Genomic DNA, 17,447 nt, shown 5'->3' on the forward strand with positions numbered 1-17,447 from the left:
ATCGGGAAGGCCCGGTCGGTGACGCACAATGCTATTTATTCGATGCGCGCGATATCGTTTCGTTCGGTGTCGACTATCTTGAACGACACTTTGGCTCGCCCTGATCCGGACCATGTGCGTCCCCCCGACACTCGACAGAAGCCTTAACAATCAAAGGATGGAATCCATGTCTGCTACCGCAACCATGTTTGCCCAGTCGTTCTTTCATGGAACCAAAGCTGATCTCGCGCCCGGCGATCTGATCACCGTCGGCTACCGGTCGAATTTCACGGACGCGAAGCCCCTGTCGTGGGTGTATTTCACAGGCACACTCGATGCCGCGATCTGGGGCGCGGAGTTAGCGGATGGCCCCGAAAAGGAAAGAATTTATGTCGTTGAACCGACCGGTCCCGTCGAGGACGACCCCAACCTGACGGACAAGAAATTTCCCGGTAACCCGACATTGTCTTACCGCTCATGCAATCCATTGCGCGTAATCGCCGAAGTGACGAAATGGCAAGCCCACACGCCCGAGCGGCTGCGGGAAATGAAGGAGGGCCTCGCTCGTCTGAACGCCGAAGGCGCGGAGATCATCGACTAACGTCGCTGGCCGGCGGTGGCTTCAGCACCTAGTTGCGCTGCCGTAGTTGATGAGCCGCACCTATATGATCGGCACGACCAGTTCCCCGCCGTATATCTTCTCACTCCTTTGCTTGTTAAAGCACCAAGGTCCCTTGCGCCGACTCATGAGGACGAGGAGGAAACGCCCTTAAGCCCTTGCCCAAATTGGCCTTGAGCGTCAGCCCGCCAGGTCGAGAGGGCTCGAATGAGCATGCGTTGGACGAACCAGATCGCAATGCCGAGCGCTAGCCCGCCGGCGATAGCCGTGACGTGGAAAAGAGCCGGCGTGATGGCGGTACCGTGCAGCGGCACCATCATCACGTCCGGCACCAGGCGGTGGAATAGGTAGACATGGTAGCTCGCCGCCGCCGCCGGCATCAGTCCGACGAAGAGCCAGCGCGGCAAGGCGAGCGACGGCACATGCACAAGCATGAGGAAACCGACGAAGACGATGGAATATTTGATCGTCGTGCCGATCCACACCCCGTCGACGAAGCCGAGAACGAAGAATAACGCCGCCGCAAAGCCGGTCAGCAGCGCCCGGCTGCGCGGCCACGGCGCATGGTAAGCGGACCAGCCAAGAGCGACGAGATAAAGGTTCCAGTAGAGCGTAAAAATCTGCCGGTTGCCGATATCGATGAAAAAGGGCGCGACGAACCGCACCGCGACCGCCAGTCCCAGCACGCAAAGCCCTGCGCCGAAGGGATTCCGCGCTACCGCCGCCCGCGCCTTCGGTAGCAAGGAGAGCCCGGTGAAGATTAGTGATATCTGCGTGAAGAGTTCCACGAACCAGTAGAGATAGGGCAGCATGTTGTGCCGGTCGGGATCGGCAAAGCCGAAATTTCCGACGAGGAAGACCGACGCCCAGGGCACCTCCCCCCAGACTGCGGCATAACCAGCCAGAAGTCCGGCGTAGGGCACGAGCACCGTCATCAACGGCCGTAGCAGCGCCTTGCGGTCGGCACGCGCAAAATTGCCGGGCTGGAAGCGTCCCAGCGAGAAGCCGACCAGCACCAGCATCAATGCCGAACCGCCCGGAATGGGCCAAAGCATTTCATGATGGACGACGACGAGCAGGATGGCGATGACGCGCAACGGGATATCGATACCGATGCGGGGCTTTGCCGCCGCCTGCGGTTCGCGCGCGGCAAGCGCGCCAACCATCATGCGCTCCCAGCCTTCCGGCAGGGAGCCGAGTGTGCGCTCCAGCTCGAGCGAGAGCTCGACGAAACGCAATGAATCGCCACCAAGCGTGGTGAAACTGTCGGTATCGGCAATCGTCCTGGGGAAGAAGGCCCGGCGAAACGCCTCCTGCACGCCGCTGGCCGGCTCCTCCCGAATCGAGAAGGCGGCGAGCGCCGTATGGTCGATCTTGCCGTTCGCCGTGCGCGGAAAGGCCGGAATGCGGCGGGCCGCCGCATGCAGAAGGGTGAGCCCGCTCGCGCCGGCAAGTTTTGCCCGCACCTCCTCCTCCCGCGCCGCGCCGGTAAAGAAGGCCGTCAGCCGCCCGTCCGTGCCGGTGACAACGACCTCAAGCCCGTCTCGTGCAAAACCCTGCTCGATCGCATCGTGGGCGATGCGCAGTCCTGCGATCTTGGAAAAACGCTTCAGGCGCCCTACGATGCGGAAAAAACCGTCCTCGGTGCGCTCGGCAAGGTCGCCGGTTTTCAGATCTCTTATCGCGTAGCCTTGCGCGAGGTCGGCGCGGGTAGTGGCGTATCCCATCATGACATTCGGGCCGGAATAGACGAGTTCGCCGGAAACCCCGTGCCTGTCGATCTCCTCCCCATCTTCTCCGACAAGCGAGAGCCGGCCGCCCGGAATGGCCACGCCGATGCGGTCCTCGTGGCCGACGAGTTGGTCCGGGGGAATGTAGGCGATGCGGGCGGTCGCCTCGGTCTGGCCGTACATGACGAAGAAGCGATCCGCCATATGCCGGCGATAGCGGTCGACAAGATCGGGCGAAAGCCGCCCGCCGGCCACCGTCATGAAGCGCAGCGGCACGTGCCGCTCGCGCAACCCGATGCGCTCGAAGAGTTCGAAGCTGAAGGGAACGCCGGCGATATTGGTGACGCCGTGCTCCGCAAGGTCCTCGGCGAAACCCGCATCGAGCACCTGGCAGCGCGGCACGAACAGGCTGGCACCGACCGCGAGATGGGAATTGAGCACCGAAAGGCCGTAGGAATAATGCAGCGGCAGCATCAAAAGCCCGCAGTCGGCGTCGGAAAGCTCAAGATAGGAGGCGATCGCGCGGGCATTCGCCTCCAGCGCGCCGGCGGAAAGGCGCACGCTCTTGCTGACGCCAGTCGAGCCGGATGTCGAGAGCAGCAAGGCTAGATCCGCATGCAGCGGCTCGGAGGAGAGAAGAATATCAGCATCCGTCCGCCAGCGCCCGTCGACGAACCGGCAGGTGGTTCCCGGCCGGAAATCGTCACGGAAGCGATCGAGCAGCGCCGGCTGACCAGGCGGCAGCAGCGCGACGACATGGCCGCCGGCGAGCGCCGCGAGATAGGAGACGATGGCGTGCTCGCAGGTCCCTGCCTCGATGGCCACCAACCGGCGTCCCGGACCGAACAACGCGGCGCGGCTCACGACGCGCCGGGCCAGTTCCGCGTAAGTGACGATGCGGTGGCCGGAAAAGACCAGCGCCGGCCTGTCGCCTCGCGCCTCGAATTCCTGGATGAAAGACAGCGACATCGCCCGTACGCCTCACGAAGAATGCGCCGACTGCGGTCGCATGGGCTCGCGCATAGTTTAATGTGATATCGATCAAGAATTCACCATGCCCAGCCGCGCTGTACTCAAAGTGAATTGGTGGGCCGCATTTCTTGTCTCTTGGCTGGCGTTCACGAGCTTGGCGGATCTCTTTCACATCTCCGCGATGTGTCGCCGAGCCGCCGAAACCGTTGCCCTTAGGTCCAGGAAGAAGTTGGGTTCGGCATACAACGCCATGGACTTCTATGATATCGACAGCGTCGCGGCGGGCAAAAGTGCCCTGAGGAATTGCTTATCCCGCTGCGCAATAAAGGCGTCCAAATAACGGACAAGTCGACTTGAGTAACCATCAAGAATTCATGTGCGCGTTGAGGCTGAGCGTAGCCGCCATGGCTTTCGTTGTGGGTGTCGTGCCGGCTTTTGCCGACGTGCTCCCGCGCGTCTCCGCCGCAGACGGCTCCGTCGTGGAGCGCAAGTCCGGCGAAGAGGTGCAGTTCGTCGAGGCCAGGGACTGGCGCGGCGTCGAGGTCAACCAGGACCTGCTGGCCGGCGACACGCTGCGCACCAATGCGCTGGGCAGCCTCGCCATCCGCTTTGCCGACAACACGCTGGTGCGCATGGCGCGCGAGACCGTGTTGCGCGTGCGCAAGATCGGCGGCGGCTCCGATAGCCTGCTGAATCTCGAAGGCGGCACGATCTGGGGCCGTGCCGAGCGCGGCGGCAGCGGCATCGTCATCGATACGCCGGCCGCAGCAGCCGCCATCCGCGGCACCGACTGGGCGCTCAACACAAACGGCAATCGCACCACGCTCACCGTGCTCGAAGGCACCGTGGAACTCAGCAACGCCCAGGGCAGCGTCACCGTCAACCAGGGTGAAGGGGCCGTGGCGACGCTCGGGCAAGCTCCGCGCAAATATGTGCTGGTCAATCTCGACGAGCGCGAGCAGATCCTGCTCTATGGCGAAATCCGCGGCCTGTTCATCACGCTGCCGATCTCCGGCGAGGATACGATCGACGCGCGCGGCGACCGGCGGCGGCTTCTCGACAAGCCGGAAGCGTCGCGCAGCCGGGAGGACTGGCTGAAGCTCGCCGAACTGGCGCTGGGCGCCGATGGCCGCGAGGCGGCGGAGGAGGCCCTCTCGCATCTGCCGCGCCCTCTTCCCGCAGGGATGGAAGCACGCGTGACGCTGGTCGAAGCGATGATCGCCGGTAACGCGCTGCGCTATGATGAAGCGATCCGGCTGTTTCACAAGGCGCGGCCCGGACTTTCCGGTGAACGGCGCGTGATGGCCGACTATGGCGAATGGGTCGCCGCATCGCTCGCCGATCCCGATACGAAGAAGGCGCCGTCCTATCTTACCCGCGCCCCGGCCACCGCAGGTGAAGCCTCCGTCCAGGCCTCGGTCGTCGCCCACCTGCAGGGCCAGGCGGAGGCGATCGCCCTTCTGGAAAAGGCGGAGGTGCGATTTCCCGACGACGCCGGCCTGACGGCCATGCGCGCAAGCTTTTTGCTCGAGCTCGACCGGCGCGAGGAAGCGCGCGCCGCCCTCGACCGCGCCCGGGCGATCGATCCCGACGACATCGGCTATCTCACGACGAATGCCCGCTATCTGTCCGCCGTTTCGAGCGATATCAATGGCGCCCTCGCCGACCTGAAACGCGCCGTCGAGATCGCCCCGGGCAACGACGCCGCATGGGATGATCTTGCCGGCATCCAGAGCGATCGCGACGCCACGATGGAGGCGGACGCCGCCCATCGCCGCGCCGTCGCGCTCAACCCTGACAATATCGCCGTCCGAACCAACTACGCCCTGTTTCTCATGAGCCACGAGCAGATGGCCGCGGCAAAGAGCCAGCTCGACGCAGCCGAGGCGCTGGACCCCAACACCTATGCGGTGCTTGCCGCCAAGGGGCGTTATCTCCTGCGCATGGGCAAGACGGAGGAGGGTAAGAAGGTTCTTCTGGAAGCGGCGGCCATCAACCCGACCTACGGCGATGCCCTGGTCGGCCTGGCCATCGCCAGCTACCAGAGCGGGGCCGTCGCGGAGACCGAACAGGCGCTCGACAATGCCGACCGCTTCGACAAGGACGATCCGACGATCGCCATGATCCGCGCCGGGGTCGCCATCGACCAGTTCCGCGCCGACGAAGCGATCGAGAGCGCGCGCGAAGCCCTACGCCGCCGCCAGGCGCGCGGCGGCTACTATTCCGGCTATGACGTGCACCGGCAGGCGTCCTCGGTTCTCGGCGATGCGCTCGAAAACATCGGCCTAGCGGAATGGGGAAAATACCACAAGGCGCGGGCCTATGATCCTTTCCTCGGCGCCAGTTATGACGACGAGCAGGCCGCCGGTCAGGTCTATCCCTTCGTTTCGACGCCGCCGAGCGGCCTTGACCGCTACTCGCTTGGGTCCGTGCGCCTGCCGACCAACATTCAGAACTTCCTGCTCGATCCGATGAGCGTCGCGGCGCAGCAGCGCGCCAACGCGCTCGAAAGCCGCGCGTTCATGGAAACCTCGCTGACCGGCAGTTTTTCCGCCCAGCCCGGTGCCACCGGCTGGAGCAGCGGCATCAACGTTCACGGCACCAACTACGACGTCGTTCCGTTCAGCTACAATGTCATGGGCCAGTTCTCCCGTCCGGAAAGCGTGCGGGAGAACGACCGAAGCGATCTCGATGGGGGCGCCTTCGAAATCGGACTGCGCCCGACCCTGGCCGACAATGTCTTTCTCTTCGGCGATCTCATCGACACGCAGATCGGCTATCCCGGCCAGCTCTACGACCCACTGAACGATCGTTTCAGCAGCGAGCGAAAGACGATCGGCGGGGGCTGGAGCCACACGATTTCGGAGAAGAACATCGTTCAGGCCTTCGCGATGTATGAAAACAGCACGTCGATGGAGCACTACGAAGGCATCAGCTATGACATCAACCCCGTCAATGGCGATTACAGCTTCGAACAGACATCCAAGAACCGGGGACTCAGCGGGGGCATAAGCCATCTCTTCGGCCTGGGTCCGTTCACCGTGCGCTACGGCGCGGAACTGTACGACAACACCTCGTGGAACGTTGCGCGCTATTTCAACGAACCGGCAGGCGATCTGATCGCGGAATACGGCTACCCCCTGGGGGGAAAGGCGGCGCGGCTCTATGCCGACGCGACCTTCGACGTCTCCGACGACCTGAAGCTTCAGGCCGGCGCCTACTATTCCTGGTTCGATTCACTAAGCAGCGAAACGCTCGAGGCCATAGACCCGCGCTTCGGCGTCGCCTGGACGCCGGTTGAAAACCATTGGCTCCGTGCTGCCTATCGTCGCGATACGCAATACCCCGTCAATCAGACACTCTCGCCCGTTTCCACCGGCGGCCTGGTGCCGCTCGATATTCCGCTCTTCATGGAAGGCGAGAAGGAAACCGTCATGCTGCGGTGGGATGCGGAATGGAGCGAGCGCTTTTTCACTTCCGTCGATTACCAGCATGTAAGGTTCGACGGCCTGAGCCTCGGCATCCCGAGTCTCTCCGGCCTCTTCGATACTGCGACCGGCGAAATCGACCGCGTCAATGTCAGCGCGAACTATTGGCTCGGGGAAGGATTGGGTCTGTTCGGCTCGTTCACATGGAACGATAGCGTAGACACGACCCCGCTGATCGGCGGCGACACACCGGTTCCCCTCGTGCCCGATTATCTCGCGCAGATCGGCTTTACCTATGTCCACCCCTCACGCGTGACCTTCAGCCTTGCGCAGAATTTCATCGGCAAGCGCGTGGGCGGCAAGGGTTACGACCCAGTCTTCGGACCCTATTTCGTCAATGTCGAAAACTACACGACGACCGATGCGGCGCTGACCTGGAAATCGCCGACGGGGCATCTCGAACTCGGCCTGACGCTGTTGAACATCTTCGACAACCATGTCGACATGGCCTACGAAGTGCCCGGTCCGCGACGCAGCGTTCTTGCTGTAATGCGCACCAATTTCTGACGATTGTTGGTTAAGTTAAGCTCCCGTGACCTACGTTGATCGTTTCGTCCAATACGGCTGAATACCTATCTCGTGCTGCTCCTAGAGCCTGGCAGGAGTGAAAAGTGAACAGCGAAAGTCCCTATGAGGAGGTTAATTACGGAACACGAGCCCCGCCGTGCCGGCTCGCTTTGGGGCGACCTCAACAAAACGGAGGAGCTCGTCGAAGCAATGGCTGCGGCAGAACAAAAGGTACGGCACGAGAAGGCTTTGGCTCTGCGGGCGATGCGCCTGCGCAAGCGGCTTCCGAGCAGCCAACGGAACCGAAGAAATCATAGATGCATTGGGCGCTGCATGGGTCTTGACTTGCCCCGCCCTCGAGCGGGCCGCATTAATGGCTGCCCAGATCTCCGCGAGGCGTTTCGGTTGACGCCGGTGGCTTGTCTCCCTCCATCTCGCCGGGCGATGGCGCCTCCGTTGCTGCACGGATCCTCTACAACGAGATGCATATCCCGCTGGAGAACCGGCAGACCTTGAGGCCGGATATGAACCTTCTTGGGCCTCCTATGCACCGGCGAGCCTTCGTGGCGCTGGCCAACTTGACATGCTTCGGTGCGCGGAACCATGCGGCAAGAGCGGGAACAAATGGTAGACCGAGCGGTTCGGTCCTCGCCCCTAAAACGAACGAGGCGACCATGACCCTGACTGCGCTGGCCCTTAATTGCACTCTCAAGACAAAAGCCGCCGAGGACGCTTCCTCCACGGATCGTATGTTAAAGCTTCTCGCCGCCAGCATGAAGCCACTGGGCGTGGAAACGGAATTCCTTCAACTCGCCGACCACGACATCAAGCCGGGTGTCACGTCCGACGAGGGCGACGGAGACGCGTGGCCGGGGATCCGTCGTAAGATTCTCGATGCCGATATTCTCGTCATGGGCACGCCGATCTGGATGGGCCAGCCGTCGAGTGTCTGCAAACGGGCTCTGGAGCGAATGGACGCGTTCCTCGAGGAAAAGGACGATAAGGGTCGCATGATTTCCTACGGACGGGTCGCCGCCGTGGCCGTCGTCGGCAACGAAGACGGCGCACATCACGTTTCGGCCGAACTGTATCAGGCGCTGAACGATGTTGGTTTCACCATTCCGGCCAACGCCGTGACCTATTGGGTGGGCGACGCGATGGGCTCCGACAATTTTGTCGATCTGGATGAGATTCCCGATGTCGTGCGGACTACGCTTGATCTCGTTGCCCGGAACACGGTGCACGTTGCCTACCTCTTGAAGGCGCAGCCTTATCCTGGTGAAAAAGACTGATCATGCCGGTGAGAGAAGACATAGGAAGCCGCAAATGACTTGGCTGCAGGTCGATCGCGCACTTTGAAAGCGAACGATTACGATGAAGCCGCTACGATACTCACCAAGACGATCCTTAGGGGGATCCTCCCTCACCCTTGAACCGCAATTTCCGGTGAGCCGGAATTCGGCGCCAGCCTGACCGCCAGCAAAGACTTGCAAAGGTCATTCTCGAGGGTGTCGCCACAAGCCCGAAGCGACTATCCGGTCGGCTGGCCGACGGAATGCGTGATTGCTGACAACCGGACCCGAAGTTCAGCCGGAAGCTTCCGCACTGTGCCCGCAAAAAAAGCGCGGCGCAGGCGCTCGACTGCCGCGAGTTGGATCGTGGCTTCCGCCATTTGGTCACCGCTAACGCACTACATCGCCACAGGGGCCGCGGCAAACGCTACCGCGCCCATTTCGAGCCCGCTCGCGCCGTCCGGTGAGCGCCCGGGCGCGGTCTTCTGGCGAGGCACTTATGGTACGCTAGCGTACATACAGTTTTTAACATTGCCTTCAGCAAGCCAACCTACTGTCCGGGCTCCAGCGCTTGACGCGAGGCATGATGCCGTCTGGCTGCCCGATGTCCGAGGCCACTCTCGCTCTGCGGAATTGTCTATGGCTAGCAGCCCACGGCTTCAGTTGCGTCCTTTTACCGTCATCGTTGCCAGTCTAGCCATCCTGCTCACACTCGGCGGACTGGGATATGTTGTGTCTGGCTCGATCCGGTTTATGGCGGCGTCAGCGGATGAGATGGACGACGCGCGTGCCCTTTCAGCCGCGAAGGCAGCATTAGCCGCGTCGAAGAAGCAGCTTAGCGCTACAGTGAGAGACAATGCGTATTGGGACGACGCCTATAGATCGTTGGAAAATGAAGGAGCCAAAAGCTGGGCTTCGGAAAACTGGGGCGCCACGACGGTAGACTATCCGCTCTATGATACAGCGCTCGTGATTGAGGCTGACGGCTCACCACTGATCGCGTTTCATAAGGGAACGGAACTTAACGACGTGGACGCGAACAGCTTTTTTCTCGGGAATCTCGCGGATGTCGTCGCGGCCGCACGGGGCGCCGACTATGCGTCTAAAACTCTTCCTGTCGCTTTCGTGGACACCCGGGATGGAATAGCTCTGATTGGTGCCGCCGCGGTACAGCCATCGCAACATCCAGCTTTTGATATGAACGCCGCGAAGGTTTTGGTGTTCGCCAAGCTGCTGAGTCAGAGTGTTGTGGCCGAGATTGCCGAGACTTACGATATTGCTGGCCTTACGTTAAGTGACAGCGTCGGAAGCGAGGCTATGCTCCACGTTGATGTTTTGGACATCCATGGCCGGGACATCGCGAGAGTCACTTGGCCGCCGGCACACCCAGGCTCAGCGAGCTATCAGCAGGTGCGGCGTACTGTACTGGCTTCGGGGATCATTCTTACGGCTCTGCTTGCAGCCGTCGCCATTTGTGGAGCTGTCTTTTTGAGAGCGATTCTCAACAGCGAGCGCGCGGCGCAGTACGAGGCCAAGCATGATGCACTGACAGGTCTCTGGAACAGGGCAGGATGTCTGGAACGGCTTGATGCGGCCCTGGCTTCCGACGATGGATATCACACCATCTTACACATTCTCGATCTCGATGGCTTCAAACCCGTGAACGACGCGTGGGGCCATCTCGTCGGCGACCAGCTCATAAAGGCGGTAGCGGCGCGGCTCTTGAACAACCTTCCAACCACCGCGGCGGCGGCGCGACTCGGCGGGGATGAATTCGCGGTCGTTGAGAACACGTCTGCTCTTGAGCTCGGATCGATTGCTCTTTCCCGAACGATCATCGACACGATGGCAACGCCATTTGTTATCGATGGCAGGATCATCGAGATTGGTGGGAGTGTCGGATGGGCGTGTTTTGATACGAAGGGGCAGGAGGGCACCGAGCTTCTCAGGCGGGCAGATCTAGCACTCTACCGAGCCAAGAGCCTTGGACGCGGTATCGCGGTCAACTACGACCCCTCTTTAGACGAAGAAGCTGGAAGGCATTCCGAACTTGAGCAGGAATTGAGACGTGGGCTCAAGACAAACGAGATTAGCGTCGTTTTCCAGCCACTAGTCGACGCGTCGACACGTAGGCTCAGCGGCGTGGAAGCTTTGGCCCGCTGGATTAGTCCCATACGCGGGTCGGTTCCACCGGACGTCTTCATTCCAGTGGCGGAGAAGGCTGGCTTAATCGATCAACTCGGCCTGCAGGTCCTAAAAACGGCCCTTCGCGAAGGCATGCGGTGGCATAATATCGGGATTGCGGTCAACGTCTCACCGCTACAACTAAGAAACCCCTATTTTTGCCGCCAAGTAAAAGACGCTCTTGCAGAGTCCCGTTTTGATCCCGCGCGATTGACAATCGAGGTCACGGAGGGGGTATTCATATCAAATCCTGGCCAAGCCAAGCGTGCATTCGACGGACTACGCGCTCTCGGCGTCAAAATCGCTCTCGACGATTTTGGATGCGGGTATGCGAGTATCGGCACACTGCGGGAATTCGGTTTCGACAGCATGAAAATTGATCGCTCGCTCATTGCAGGGTTGAACCGCGACGACAATGCCGGGGCCGTGCTGCAGGCCACTGTGGCTCTTGCAAACGCTCTATCGCTGCCGGTCACCGCCGAAGGGATAGAAACAGAGGAGCAGGCGACGGCAGTTCGGCTTTCAGGCTGTGAGAAGCTGCAAGGATATCTCTTTAGCAAACCCGTTCCTGCCAATGACATAACATCCCGGTACTTCGTTTCGTCGTCTGCACAGGCAAGCTGACTATACCAGCCCGCACAAAATCCGTCACATTGCGCTTCGACGAAGCCCATAATCGCGACTCGGCCCCCGCCATCGCGCAGCGGCGATTGCGGACAGCTTAAATTCGTATCAAGATCCAGAACAGCCAAGACACGACGAAGCGGATCCAGACGGAGCAAGTGCGCTATCGGCCTCCGCGTGCTCGCGCGTCTCGTCTTCAGCTTGAGCTGCGACTTTGCTGTTTCGCGAGGAATCCAGCGCCTATTGCGGCGCGGAACATCCTTTCTTCGGCCGAAAGCAAGTGGAAAAGCGGGGGTTGCGCCAGGAGTTCTTCGTGTCCTTTACCTGCGCCAGGGATTGAAGCCATGTCGGTGCTCAGTCAGAGCCCCGGCCTCGGCGGGCGCCTGACGATGACGGCTGCGGCGTCTGCGACGCTTGGTATGCCGGTTCGAGAGAATACGCTCTGGAAGGCCTTGAAGTTCACGCAGGCTCCTCTCACCTATTGGTCAACACCCGTGATCGATGACTGCCTGCAGCGATGATGTCTTATCGCGCTTTCGTAGTTTGCCGGGTCCGAAGGGCGCTCCCCGAAAGGGTCGAGCGCCCTTTGCCATTGCGAACCGCGTTGGTCAGGCGGCAATTGACTTCCTGTCGTCGCGCGCCACATCAGGACCGCCCATCCGTCACCAGCGGATGGATCAGGAGATCAGAGCCTTCTCGTCACATAGACATGCAGGAAACGAAATGCCCCTCATGAGGAAGAATAGCGCATCGGCGGCAAAGGAACTCGGTCTGTTCTGGCCCATGCAGACGACAGATGGAGCGGCGATCGACGTTTTCGTCTATGCCAGCACATTGCAATCGTTCGATCCGGCTCCAGTCGGTCCGGTCGGGTTGCTGAAGAAGCATAGGCTGACCCTCGAACGGATCGCGAGCGACAAATATGATCGTTACGGCGCGGCCGCCAACAATCTCCTCCATATCACCGACGATGACCTACGTGCTGCGAAAGCAAACGAGGGCACGGCCTACGTGACGGAGTAGTCGGTACCCCACGCGACGTCCGCCGCGTCATCGGCCATGCTTCGGCGACGCTTCGGCTTCCTTGACGCTCATCGCCTTCTCGATTTGCCGCACCACCTTTACAGCTTCCAGCAGGATCGCCTTCATCTCGTCGTCGTAGAAATGCAGGGGAATGCCGCCGGCCTGGATGAGATCCATCGCTTCGACGCTCTCTTGAAGCCTGGTCGGCTCGCCAACCAGCTCCCAGCCCTCCTTGATCGTGACATAGGCGCGGCCGAGCAAACGAAGCTTCTCGCCTTCCGAAAGGGTCGAAACCTCCTCGGCGGCCGCCGTCAGTTCGGCGATGACATCCGCGATCGTCTTCATGCTCACCTCGGCGCACGAGGCACCACGCTACTGCTTAAAAAAGTAATGCTCACGTTGCGCAAAACAAGATTGGCAGGGCGGCGTCAGCTCTGCCGTTGGCGCTGTCACCGGCGGTGATCGCGTAGGTGCCCCGGAAGCCGTGCGCGTCTCGTCGGAGGCGAGGAACACCACCATTGGCACAACGTCTTCAGCGACGCCCAGCGGCGGCTCTGGCCCTTTGCTATTCCATATGCTGATCGATAAGTGCGCCCAAGTCGCGCAGGGCGTCGAACTCATCTGCCGATAACTCGCCATCGATATATCGACGCGGAAGGCCTTTCCCTTGGCCTTCAACTGCTGTGCCGCTTTCTCCGGTAGCGACCCGATCCTTGGTTTGGAACAATGCATTGAGCGCTCCGTTAGCAACTATCCCTGCAATGAAAGGCAGAACCGATGGACATCGCTCCCACACGCTCGCGCCTCCCCACCTGTCCCTTGTCTCTGACGATCAACGGCACCCCTTACAATCTCGATGTCCATCCCTGGACGACCCTGCTCGATTTGCTCCGCAGCGATCTCGAACTGACCGGCACGAAAAAGGGCTGTGACCATGGCCAATGCGGCGCCTGCACCGTGTTGATCGACGGCGAACGCATGAATTCCTGCCTCAAGCTCGCGCTGACGCTCGACGGCGCTAGTGTCACGACTATTGAGGGCCTCGGCACGCCTGACAGGATGCACCCGCTGCAACAAGCCTTCGTAGAGCATGACGCCTTCCAATGCGGCTATTGCACGCCAGGCCAGATCTGCTCAGCGGTCGGCCTCTTAGAGGAAGGCCATGTGCATAGCCGCGACGACATCCGCGAATTGATGAGCGGAAATATCTGTCGTTGCGGGGCCTACACCAACATCGCCGACGCCATCGAGCAGGTCCTTGCCAGCCGACCGGGCGAATCCCACCGGGAGGCCGTAGAATGATGCCGTTCGCCTATACCCGTGCTCAATCCATCGGCGATGCAGTGGCCGCGTTAGTGGCGGATCCGCAGGCGCAACTGCTTGCTGGCGGCACCAATCTCGTTGATCTCATCAAATACGATGTCGCCCAGCCGCTCACCGTGGTCGATATCAACCGGTTGCCCTTGAAGGGTATCGCCGACCTGCCCGATGGCAGTCTGAGGATCGGAGCGCTCGCCAGCAATTCGGCGGTGGCCTATGATCCGCGCGTCCGCGAACGCTTCCCGCTTTTGGTCAGCGCCATCCTCGCCGGCGCCTCGCCGCAACTGCGCAATGCCGCCACGACCGGTGGCAATCTCCTCCAGCGCACACGCTGCTATTACTTCTACGATCCGGCCTCGCCCTGCAACAAGCGTGAGCCCGGCAGCGGTTGCGCGGCGGTCGGCGGCCTCAATCGTATTCACGCCATCCTGGGTGCAAGCGATGCCTGCATTGCGGTCCACCCCTCCGACATGTGTGTGGCCCTCGCCGCGCTGGATGCAACGGTTGAGGTCGAGGGGCCTGATGGCGCGCGAGAGATTGCCTTTGCCGACTTCCACCGTCTGCCCGGCAACACGCCGGACAAGGACACCACGCTTGCCCACGACGAAATCATCACAGGCATCCGGCTCGAAGCGAACCATTTCGCCGCCAATCACACCTATCTGAAACTGCGCGACCGTCTCTCCTACGCATTCGCTTTGGTTTCTGTCGCGGCAGCGGTGCAGATTGCCGAGGGCCGGATCATCGAACTGCGGGTCGCGCTGGGTGGCGTTGCCCACAAACCGTGGCGCGACCAGCTTGCCGAAGCGGAATTTGCCGGCGCACCCGCCGCGGAAGAAACCTTCGCGCGTCTGGCAGATCGCTTGCTGGCGCAGGCGAAAGGTCAAGGCCACAACGATTTCAAGATCCCGCTCGCCCGTCTCGCCGTCGTGCGTGCGCTGCGCCAGGCCGTGAACGGTAGGTCGCAGAACCAAACGGTCAAGGCGATCCAGTAAGCCGGGAGGAGGGAAAGATGCTCAACAATCCGAAAATCGTCGGTATACCCGTCTCACGCATCGACGGTCCGCTGAAGGTGACCGGCTTGGCCAAATACGCCGCGGAGCATTTCGCGCCGGACATGCTGTTCGGGCATGCGGTGCTTTCGACGATCGCCAACGGCCGTATTCTCGCTATCGACACGACGGTGGCCGAGCTCATTCCCGGGGTCGTCAAGATCTATACCCACCAGAACCGTCCAGCGGCGGCCTACAGGGACAGCAAGTGGAAGGATGCGGTCGCCCTGCCCGGTCATCCCTTCAGACCGCTCGAAAACCACCGCGTTCTCTTCGACGGCCAGCCGGTCGCCCTGGTCGTGGCCGAAAATGCAGAAGCCGCGCGCGATGCGGCCAGCCTCGTGACTGTGCGCTATGCGGCAGAGGAGCCGCAGACCGAGCTCGAAGCAACTTTGCATGAAAGCTACGAACCGCCGGTTCCCCGCATGAAGGAGATGATGCCGCCGCCGCCACGCGGCGATGCCAATGCCGCTCTCGCCAGTGCCCCACACAGGATTTCCGCCGATTATTTTCTTGCGGGCGAGCATCACAACCCGATGGAATTGTTCGCCACGACGGTGGTGGTGGAATGCGATGGCGCACTCACCATCCACGACAAGACACAGGGCTCGCAAAACAGCCACGACTATGTCTGCAGCGTCTTCGGCCTCGATCCCGGCAACGTGATCGTCAGGAACGATTTCGTGGGCGGCGCTTTCGGGCAGGGACTGCGGCCGAAGCACCAACTCTTTCTCGCTGTCATGGCGAGCCTCGATCTGGGCCGCTCGATGAAGGTCGAGATGACACGGCGTGAGATGTTCTATCTCTCCTGGCGCCCCACCTGCATGCAGACCGTCTCGCTGGCGGCCGATGCCGATGGTCATCTGCAAGCGGTCCTGCATCATGCGGTTCACGCCACGTCCCGCTACGAAGATTACCAGGAGAATGTCGCGAACTGGTCCGGCCTTGCCTATCGATGCGACAATGTGAAGATCTCCTATGAGATCGCCAAACTTCATCTCGCCACACCGGGCGATATGCGTGCTCCGGGCGCGGCGACCGGCGTTACTGCGCTCGAAGCAGCCATGGACGAACTCGCCCACGCGATCGGTATCGATCCGCTTGAGCTGAGAATCCGCAACTTTGTCGACCACGACCAGAACCAGGACAAAGCCATCACCTCCAAGGCGCTGCGCGCCTGCTATCGTGAAGGCGCGGCTCGGTTTGGCTGGGCGGAGCGTTCACCCATTCCACGTTCCATGCGTGACGGCAACGATCTCGTCGGCTGGGGCATGGCCGGCGGAGTCTGGGAGGCTTCGATGTCGAAAGGCGAGGCAAAGGTCCGCCTGACAGCTAGCGGCAAGGTAACCGTCCGAGCGGCCGCCTCCGACATCGGGACCGGAACCTACACGATCCTCGGCCAGCTCGCCGCGGAAGCCTTCGATTGCCCGATTGATTCCGTGACAGTGGAGATCGCCAAATCCGATCTTCCCACCACTGGCGTTGAAGGTGGCTCACGGACGGCGGCTACGACCGGCTCGGCCGTGCAGGCGGCGGCGAAGGCCGTCATTAACACACTCCTTGACCATGCCAAGCGCATGGAGAACTCACCGCTCGCCAAGATAAGCCTACAGCAGGTGGAAATTTCCGATGGTCGGCTCGTCCTCAAGAGCAATCATGAGATCGGCATCTCGGTTTCCGACATCATTGCTGCGGCAGGTGTCGATGCAATCGAAGAACACGCGAAGGTCGGTCCGGACAAGTCGGCAGCTAAACGATATGCCTCCTATAGCCATTCGGCAGTCTTCGTCGAGGTCAAGGTTGACAAGGAATTGGGCGTCGTGCGTGTCACGCGCGTGGTCAGCGCAATCGCCGCCGGTAGGATCCTTAATCCGAAGACGGCTCGTAGCCAGATTCTCGGCGGGGTGGTAATGGGCATCGGCATGGCTCTCCATGAAGAAGGCCTGATCGATCACCGCGCAGGTCGCATCATGAACCATAACCTTGCCGAGTACCATGTCCCTGCCCACGCCGACATCCGTGACATCGACGTGATCTTCGTGGAGGAGGAGGACGACAAGGCGAGCGCCATCGGCGTCAAAGGTGTCGGCGAGATCGGCACCATCGGCGTTGCCGCCGCTGTGGCAAATGCGATCTTTCATGCGACGGGCAAGCGCATCCGCAATCTACCGATCACGATCGAAAAGATTCTCGAAGGCGAAATTACTTCTTGAACCTCGCTGCGCGGGGTTGCCACGCGCGACAACCGAACCTCGCGCCGGGAAACAAGGGGATCGTCGGTTCATCTCCACTTGATACTTCAGCTCTGCGCAGGACGACAGCCGGGAGTACGAGGCGCCGTTGTGGGCTTGTGTAGCAGTTCGCCTGATCTGCGAGCGGCATCTTTCTCTGATTCTCATCTCCTCCCCCTTCTCTCCTCATTGAACTCCACGAATTCTGACGCTATATTGCGTCACAATCGTTGGCGTATCGAACGGAGGGTTTTCAGATGGGCCTCGCCCAATATTCCGATGGCGGGCTTTTCTCGCCGCGTAAGATCGCCAGTGCCCTGCGCACCACGAGCGAAGAGATCGCTCGGACCGCAGGGCTCGGGAAGGACGCGATCCAGCGGCAGGATCGCATTCGCTCGGACAAGACGCAGCGGCGTCTTCGGGAAA

At 61.2% G+C, this 17,447-nt stretch carries 11 protein-coding genes and 1 pseudogene; 10 read left to right on the top strand and 2 right to left on the bottom strand.

All coding sequences use genetic code 11. The features are described 5' to 3' along the window. Nucleotides 1–104, top strand: a pseudogene (locus ACOZKU_RS24270) (AAC(3) family aminoglycoside 3-N-acetyltransferase); the annotation flags it as partial. 62 nt (nucleotides 105–166) lie between these two features. After that, on the top strand, nucleotides 167–580 hold the full coding sequence (gene arr / locus ACOZKU_RS24275) for an NAD(+)--rifampin ADP-ribosyltransferase (RefSeq protein WP_421581029.1): 414 nt from the start codon (nucleotides 167–169) through the stop codon (nucleotides 578–580). Nucleotides 581–723: 143 nt separating this feature from the next. Here the strand turns inward: arr and ACOZKU_RS24280 are convergent, their stop codons facing one another. Continuing rightward, nucleotides 724–3,297, bottom strand: a complete 2,574-nt coding sequence (locus tag ACOZKU_RS24280; protein ID WP_421581030.1) for an AMP-binding protein — start codon at nucleotides 3,295–3,297, stop codon at nucleotides 724–726. A 407-nt stretch (nucleotides 3,298–3,704) separates the two neighbouring features. Between ACOZKU_RS24280 and ACOZKU_RS24285 the strand changes: the two genes are divergently transcribed. The 5 genes from ACOZKU_RS24285 (at nucleotide 3,705) to ACOZKU_RS24305 (ending at nucleotide 12,418) form a co-directional block, all read left to right on the top strand. After that, nucleotides 3,705–7,295: a TonB-dependent receptor domain-containing protein gene (locus ACOZKU_RS24285; protein ID WP_421581031.1), complete on the top strand. Its 3,591-nt coding sequence runs from the start codon at nucleotides 3,705–3,707 to the stop codon at nucleotides 7,293–7,295. Nucleotides 7,296–7,969: 674 nt separating this feature from the next. Further along, the gene (locus tag ACOZKU_RS24290) at nucleotides 7,970–8,587 is read left to right on the top strand and encodes a flavodoxin family protein (protein WP_421581032.1); all 618 of its coding nucleotides are present in this window, start codon (nucleotides 7,970–7,972) and stop codon (nucleotides 8,585–8,587) included. A 639-nt stretch (nucleotides 8,588–9,226) separates the two neighbouring features. Then, a complete protein-coding gene (locus ACOZKU_RS24295; RefSeq protein ID WP_421581033.1) occupies nucleotides 9,227–11,395 on the top strand; it encodes a putative bifunctional diguanylate cyclase/phosphodiesterase in 2,169 nt (722 codons plus the stop codon). 344 nt (nucleotides 11,396–11,739) lie between these two features. Beyond that, entirely contained in the window at nucleotides 11,740–11,916 is a 177-nt protein-coding gene (locus ACOZKU_RS24300; protein ID WP_421581034.1) for a hypothetical protein, read from the top strand. A gap of 211 nt (nucleotides 11,917–12,127) precedes the next feature. After that, nucleotides 12,128–12,418, top strand: a complete 291-nt coding sequence (locus ACOZKU_RS24305; protein WP_421581036.1) for a hypothetical protein — start codon at nucleotides 12,128–12,130, stop codon at nucleotides 12,416–12,418. 27 nt (nucleotides 12,419–12,445) lie between these two features. Here ACOZKU_RS24305 and ACOZKU_RS24310 read toward each other — a convergent pair whose 3' ends face one another. After that, a complete protein-coding gene (locus tag ACOZKU_RS24310; protein WP_421581037.1) occupies nucleotides 12,446–12,763 on the bottom strand; it encodes a hypothetical protein in 318 nt (105 codons plus the stop codon). 432 nt (nucleotides 12,764–13,195) lie between these two features. Here ACOZKU_RS24310 and ACOZKU_RS24315 point away from each other — a divergent pair, with 432 nt between their 5' ends. Genes ACOZKU_RS24315 through ACOZKU_RS24325 form a run of 3 tightly spaced genes read left to right on the top strand, consistent with a single transcriptional unit; the run spans nucleotide 13,196 to nucleotide 17,003 of the window. Further along, the gene (locus ACOZKU_RS24315) at nucleotides 13,196–13,720 is read left to right on the top strand and encodes a (2Fe-2S)-binding protein (protein ID WP_421581038.1); all 525 of its coding nucleotides are present in this window, start codon (nucleotides 13,196–13,198) and stop codon (nucleotides 13,718–13,720) included. After that, a complete protein-coding gene (locus ACOZKU_RS24320; protein WP_421581039.1) occupies nucleotides 13,717–14,733 on the top strand; it encodes an FAD binding domain-containing protein in 1,017 nt (338 codons plus the stop codon). The genes ACOZKU_RS24315 and ACOZKU_RS24320 overlap by 4 nt, the downstream gene beginning before the upstream one ends. A 17-nt stretch (nucleotides 14,734–14,750) precedes the next feature. Then, nucleotides 14,751–17,003 (top strand): xanthine dehydrogenase family protein molybdopterin-binding subunit, encoded by a 2,253-nt coding sequence (locus tag ACOZKU_RS24325; RefSeq protein WP_421581040.1) that lies wholly within the window; start codon nucleotides 14,751–14,753, stop codon nucleotides 17,001–17,003. Nucleotides 17,004–17,447: the final 444 nt, after the last annotated feature.

The organism is Shinella sp. M31 (genome assembly GCF_049199205.1).
GTDB lineage: Bacteria > Pseudomonadota > Alphaproteobacteria > Rhizobiales > Rhizobiaceae > Shinella.

What these genes read in the sequence shown, in the direction of transcription:
- ACOZKU_RS24315 (WP_421581038.1), top strand. Translation starts at nt 13,196, where the DNA reads ATGGACATCGCTCCCACACGCTCGCGCCTCCCCACCTGTCCCTTGTCT.
- ACOZKU_RS24310 (WP_421581037.1), bottom strand. Translation starts at nt 12,763, where the DNA reads ATGAAGACGATCGCGGATGTCATCGCCGAACTGACGGCGGCCGCCGAG.
- ACOZKU_RS24295 (WP_421581033.1), top strand. Translation starts at nt 9,227, where the DNA reads ATGGCTAGCAGCCCACGGCTTCAGTTGCGTCCTTTTACCGTCATCGTT.
- ACOZKU_RS24320 (WP_421581039.1), top strand. Translation starts at nt 13,717, where the DNA reads ATGATGCCGTTCGCCTATACCCGTGCTCAATCCATCGGCGATGCAGTG.
- ACOZKU_RS24300 (WP_421581034.1), top strand. Translation starts at nt 11,740, where the DNA reads ATGTCGGTGCTCAGTCAGAGCCCCGGCCTCGGCGGGCGCCTGACGATG.
- ACOZKU_RS24325 (WP_421581040.1), top strand. Translation starts at nt 14,751, where the DNA reads ATGCTCAACAATCCGAAAATCGTCGGTATACCCGTCTCACGCATCGAC.
- arr (WP_421581029.1), top strand. Translation starts at nt 167, where the DNA reads ATGTCTGCTACCGCAACCATGTTTGCCCAGTCGTTCTTTCATGGAACC.
- ACOZKU_RS24305 (WP_421581036.1), top strand. Translation starts at nt 12,128, where the DNA reads ATGAGGAAGAATAGCGCATCGGCGGCAAAGGAACTCGGTCTGTTCTGG.
- ACOZKU_RS24285 (WP_421581031.1), top strand. Translation starts at nt 3,705, where the DNA reads ATGGCTTTCGTTGTGGGTGTCGTGCCGGCTTTTGCCGACGTGCTCCCG.
- ACOZKU_RS24290 (WP_421581032.1), top strand. Translation starts at nt 7,970, where the DNA reads ATGACCCTGACTGCGCTGGCCCTTAATTGCACTCTCAAGACAAAAGCC.
- ACOZKU_RS24280 (WP_421581030.1), bottom strand. Translation starts at nt 3,297, where the DNA reads ATGTCGCTGTCTTTCATCCAGGAATTCGAGGCGCGAGGCGACAGGCCG.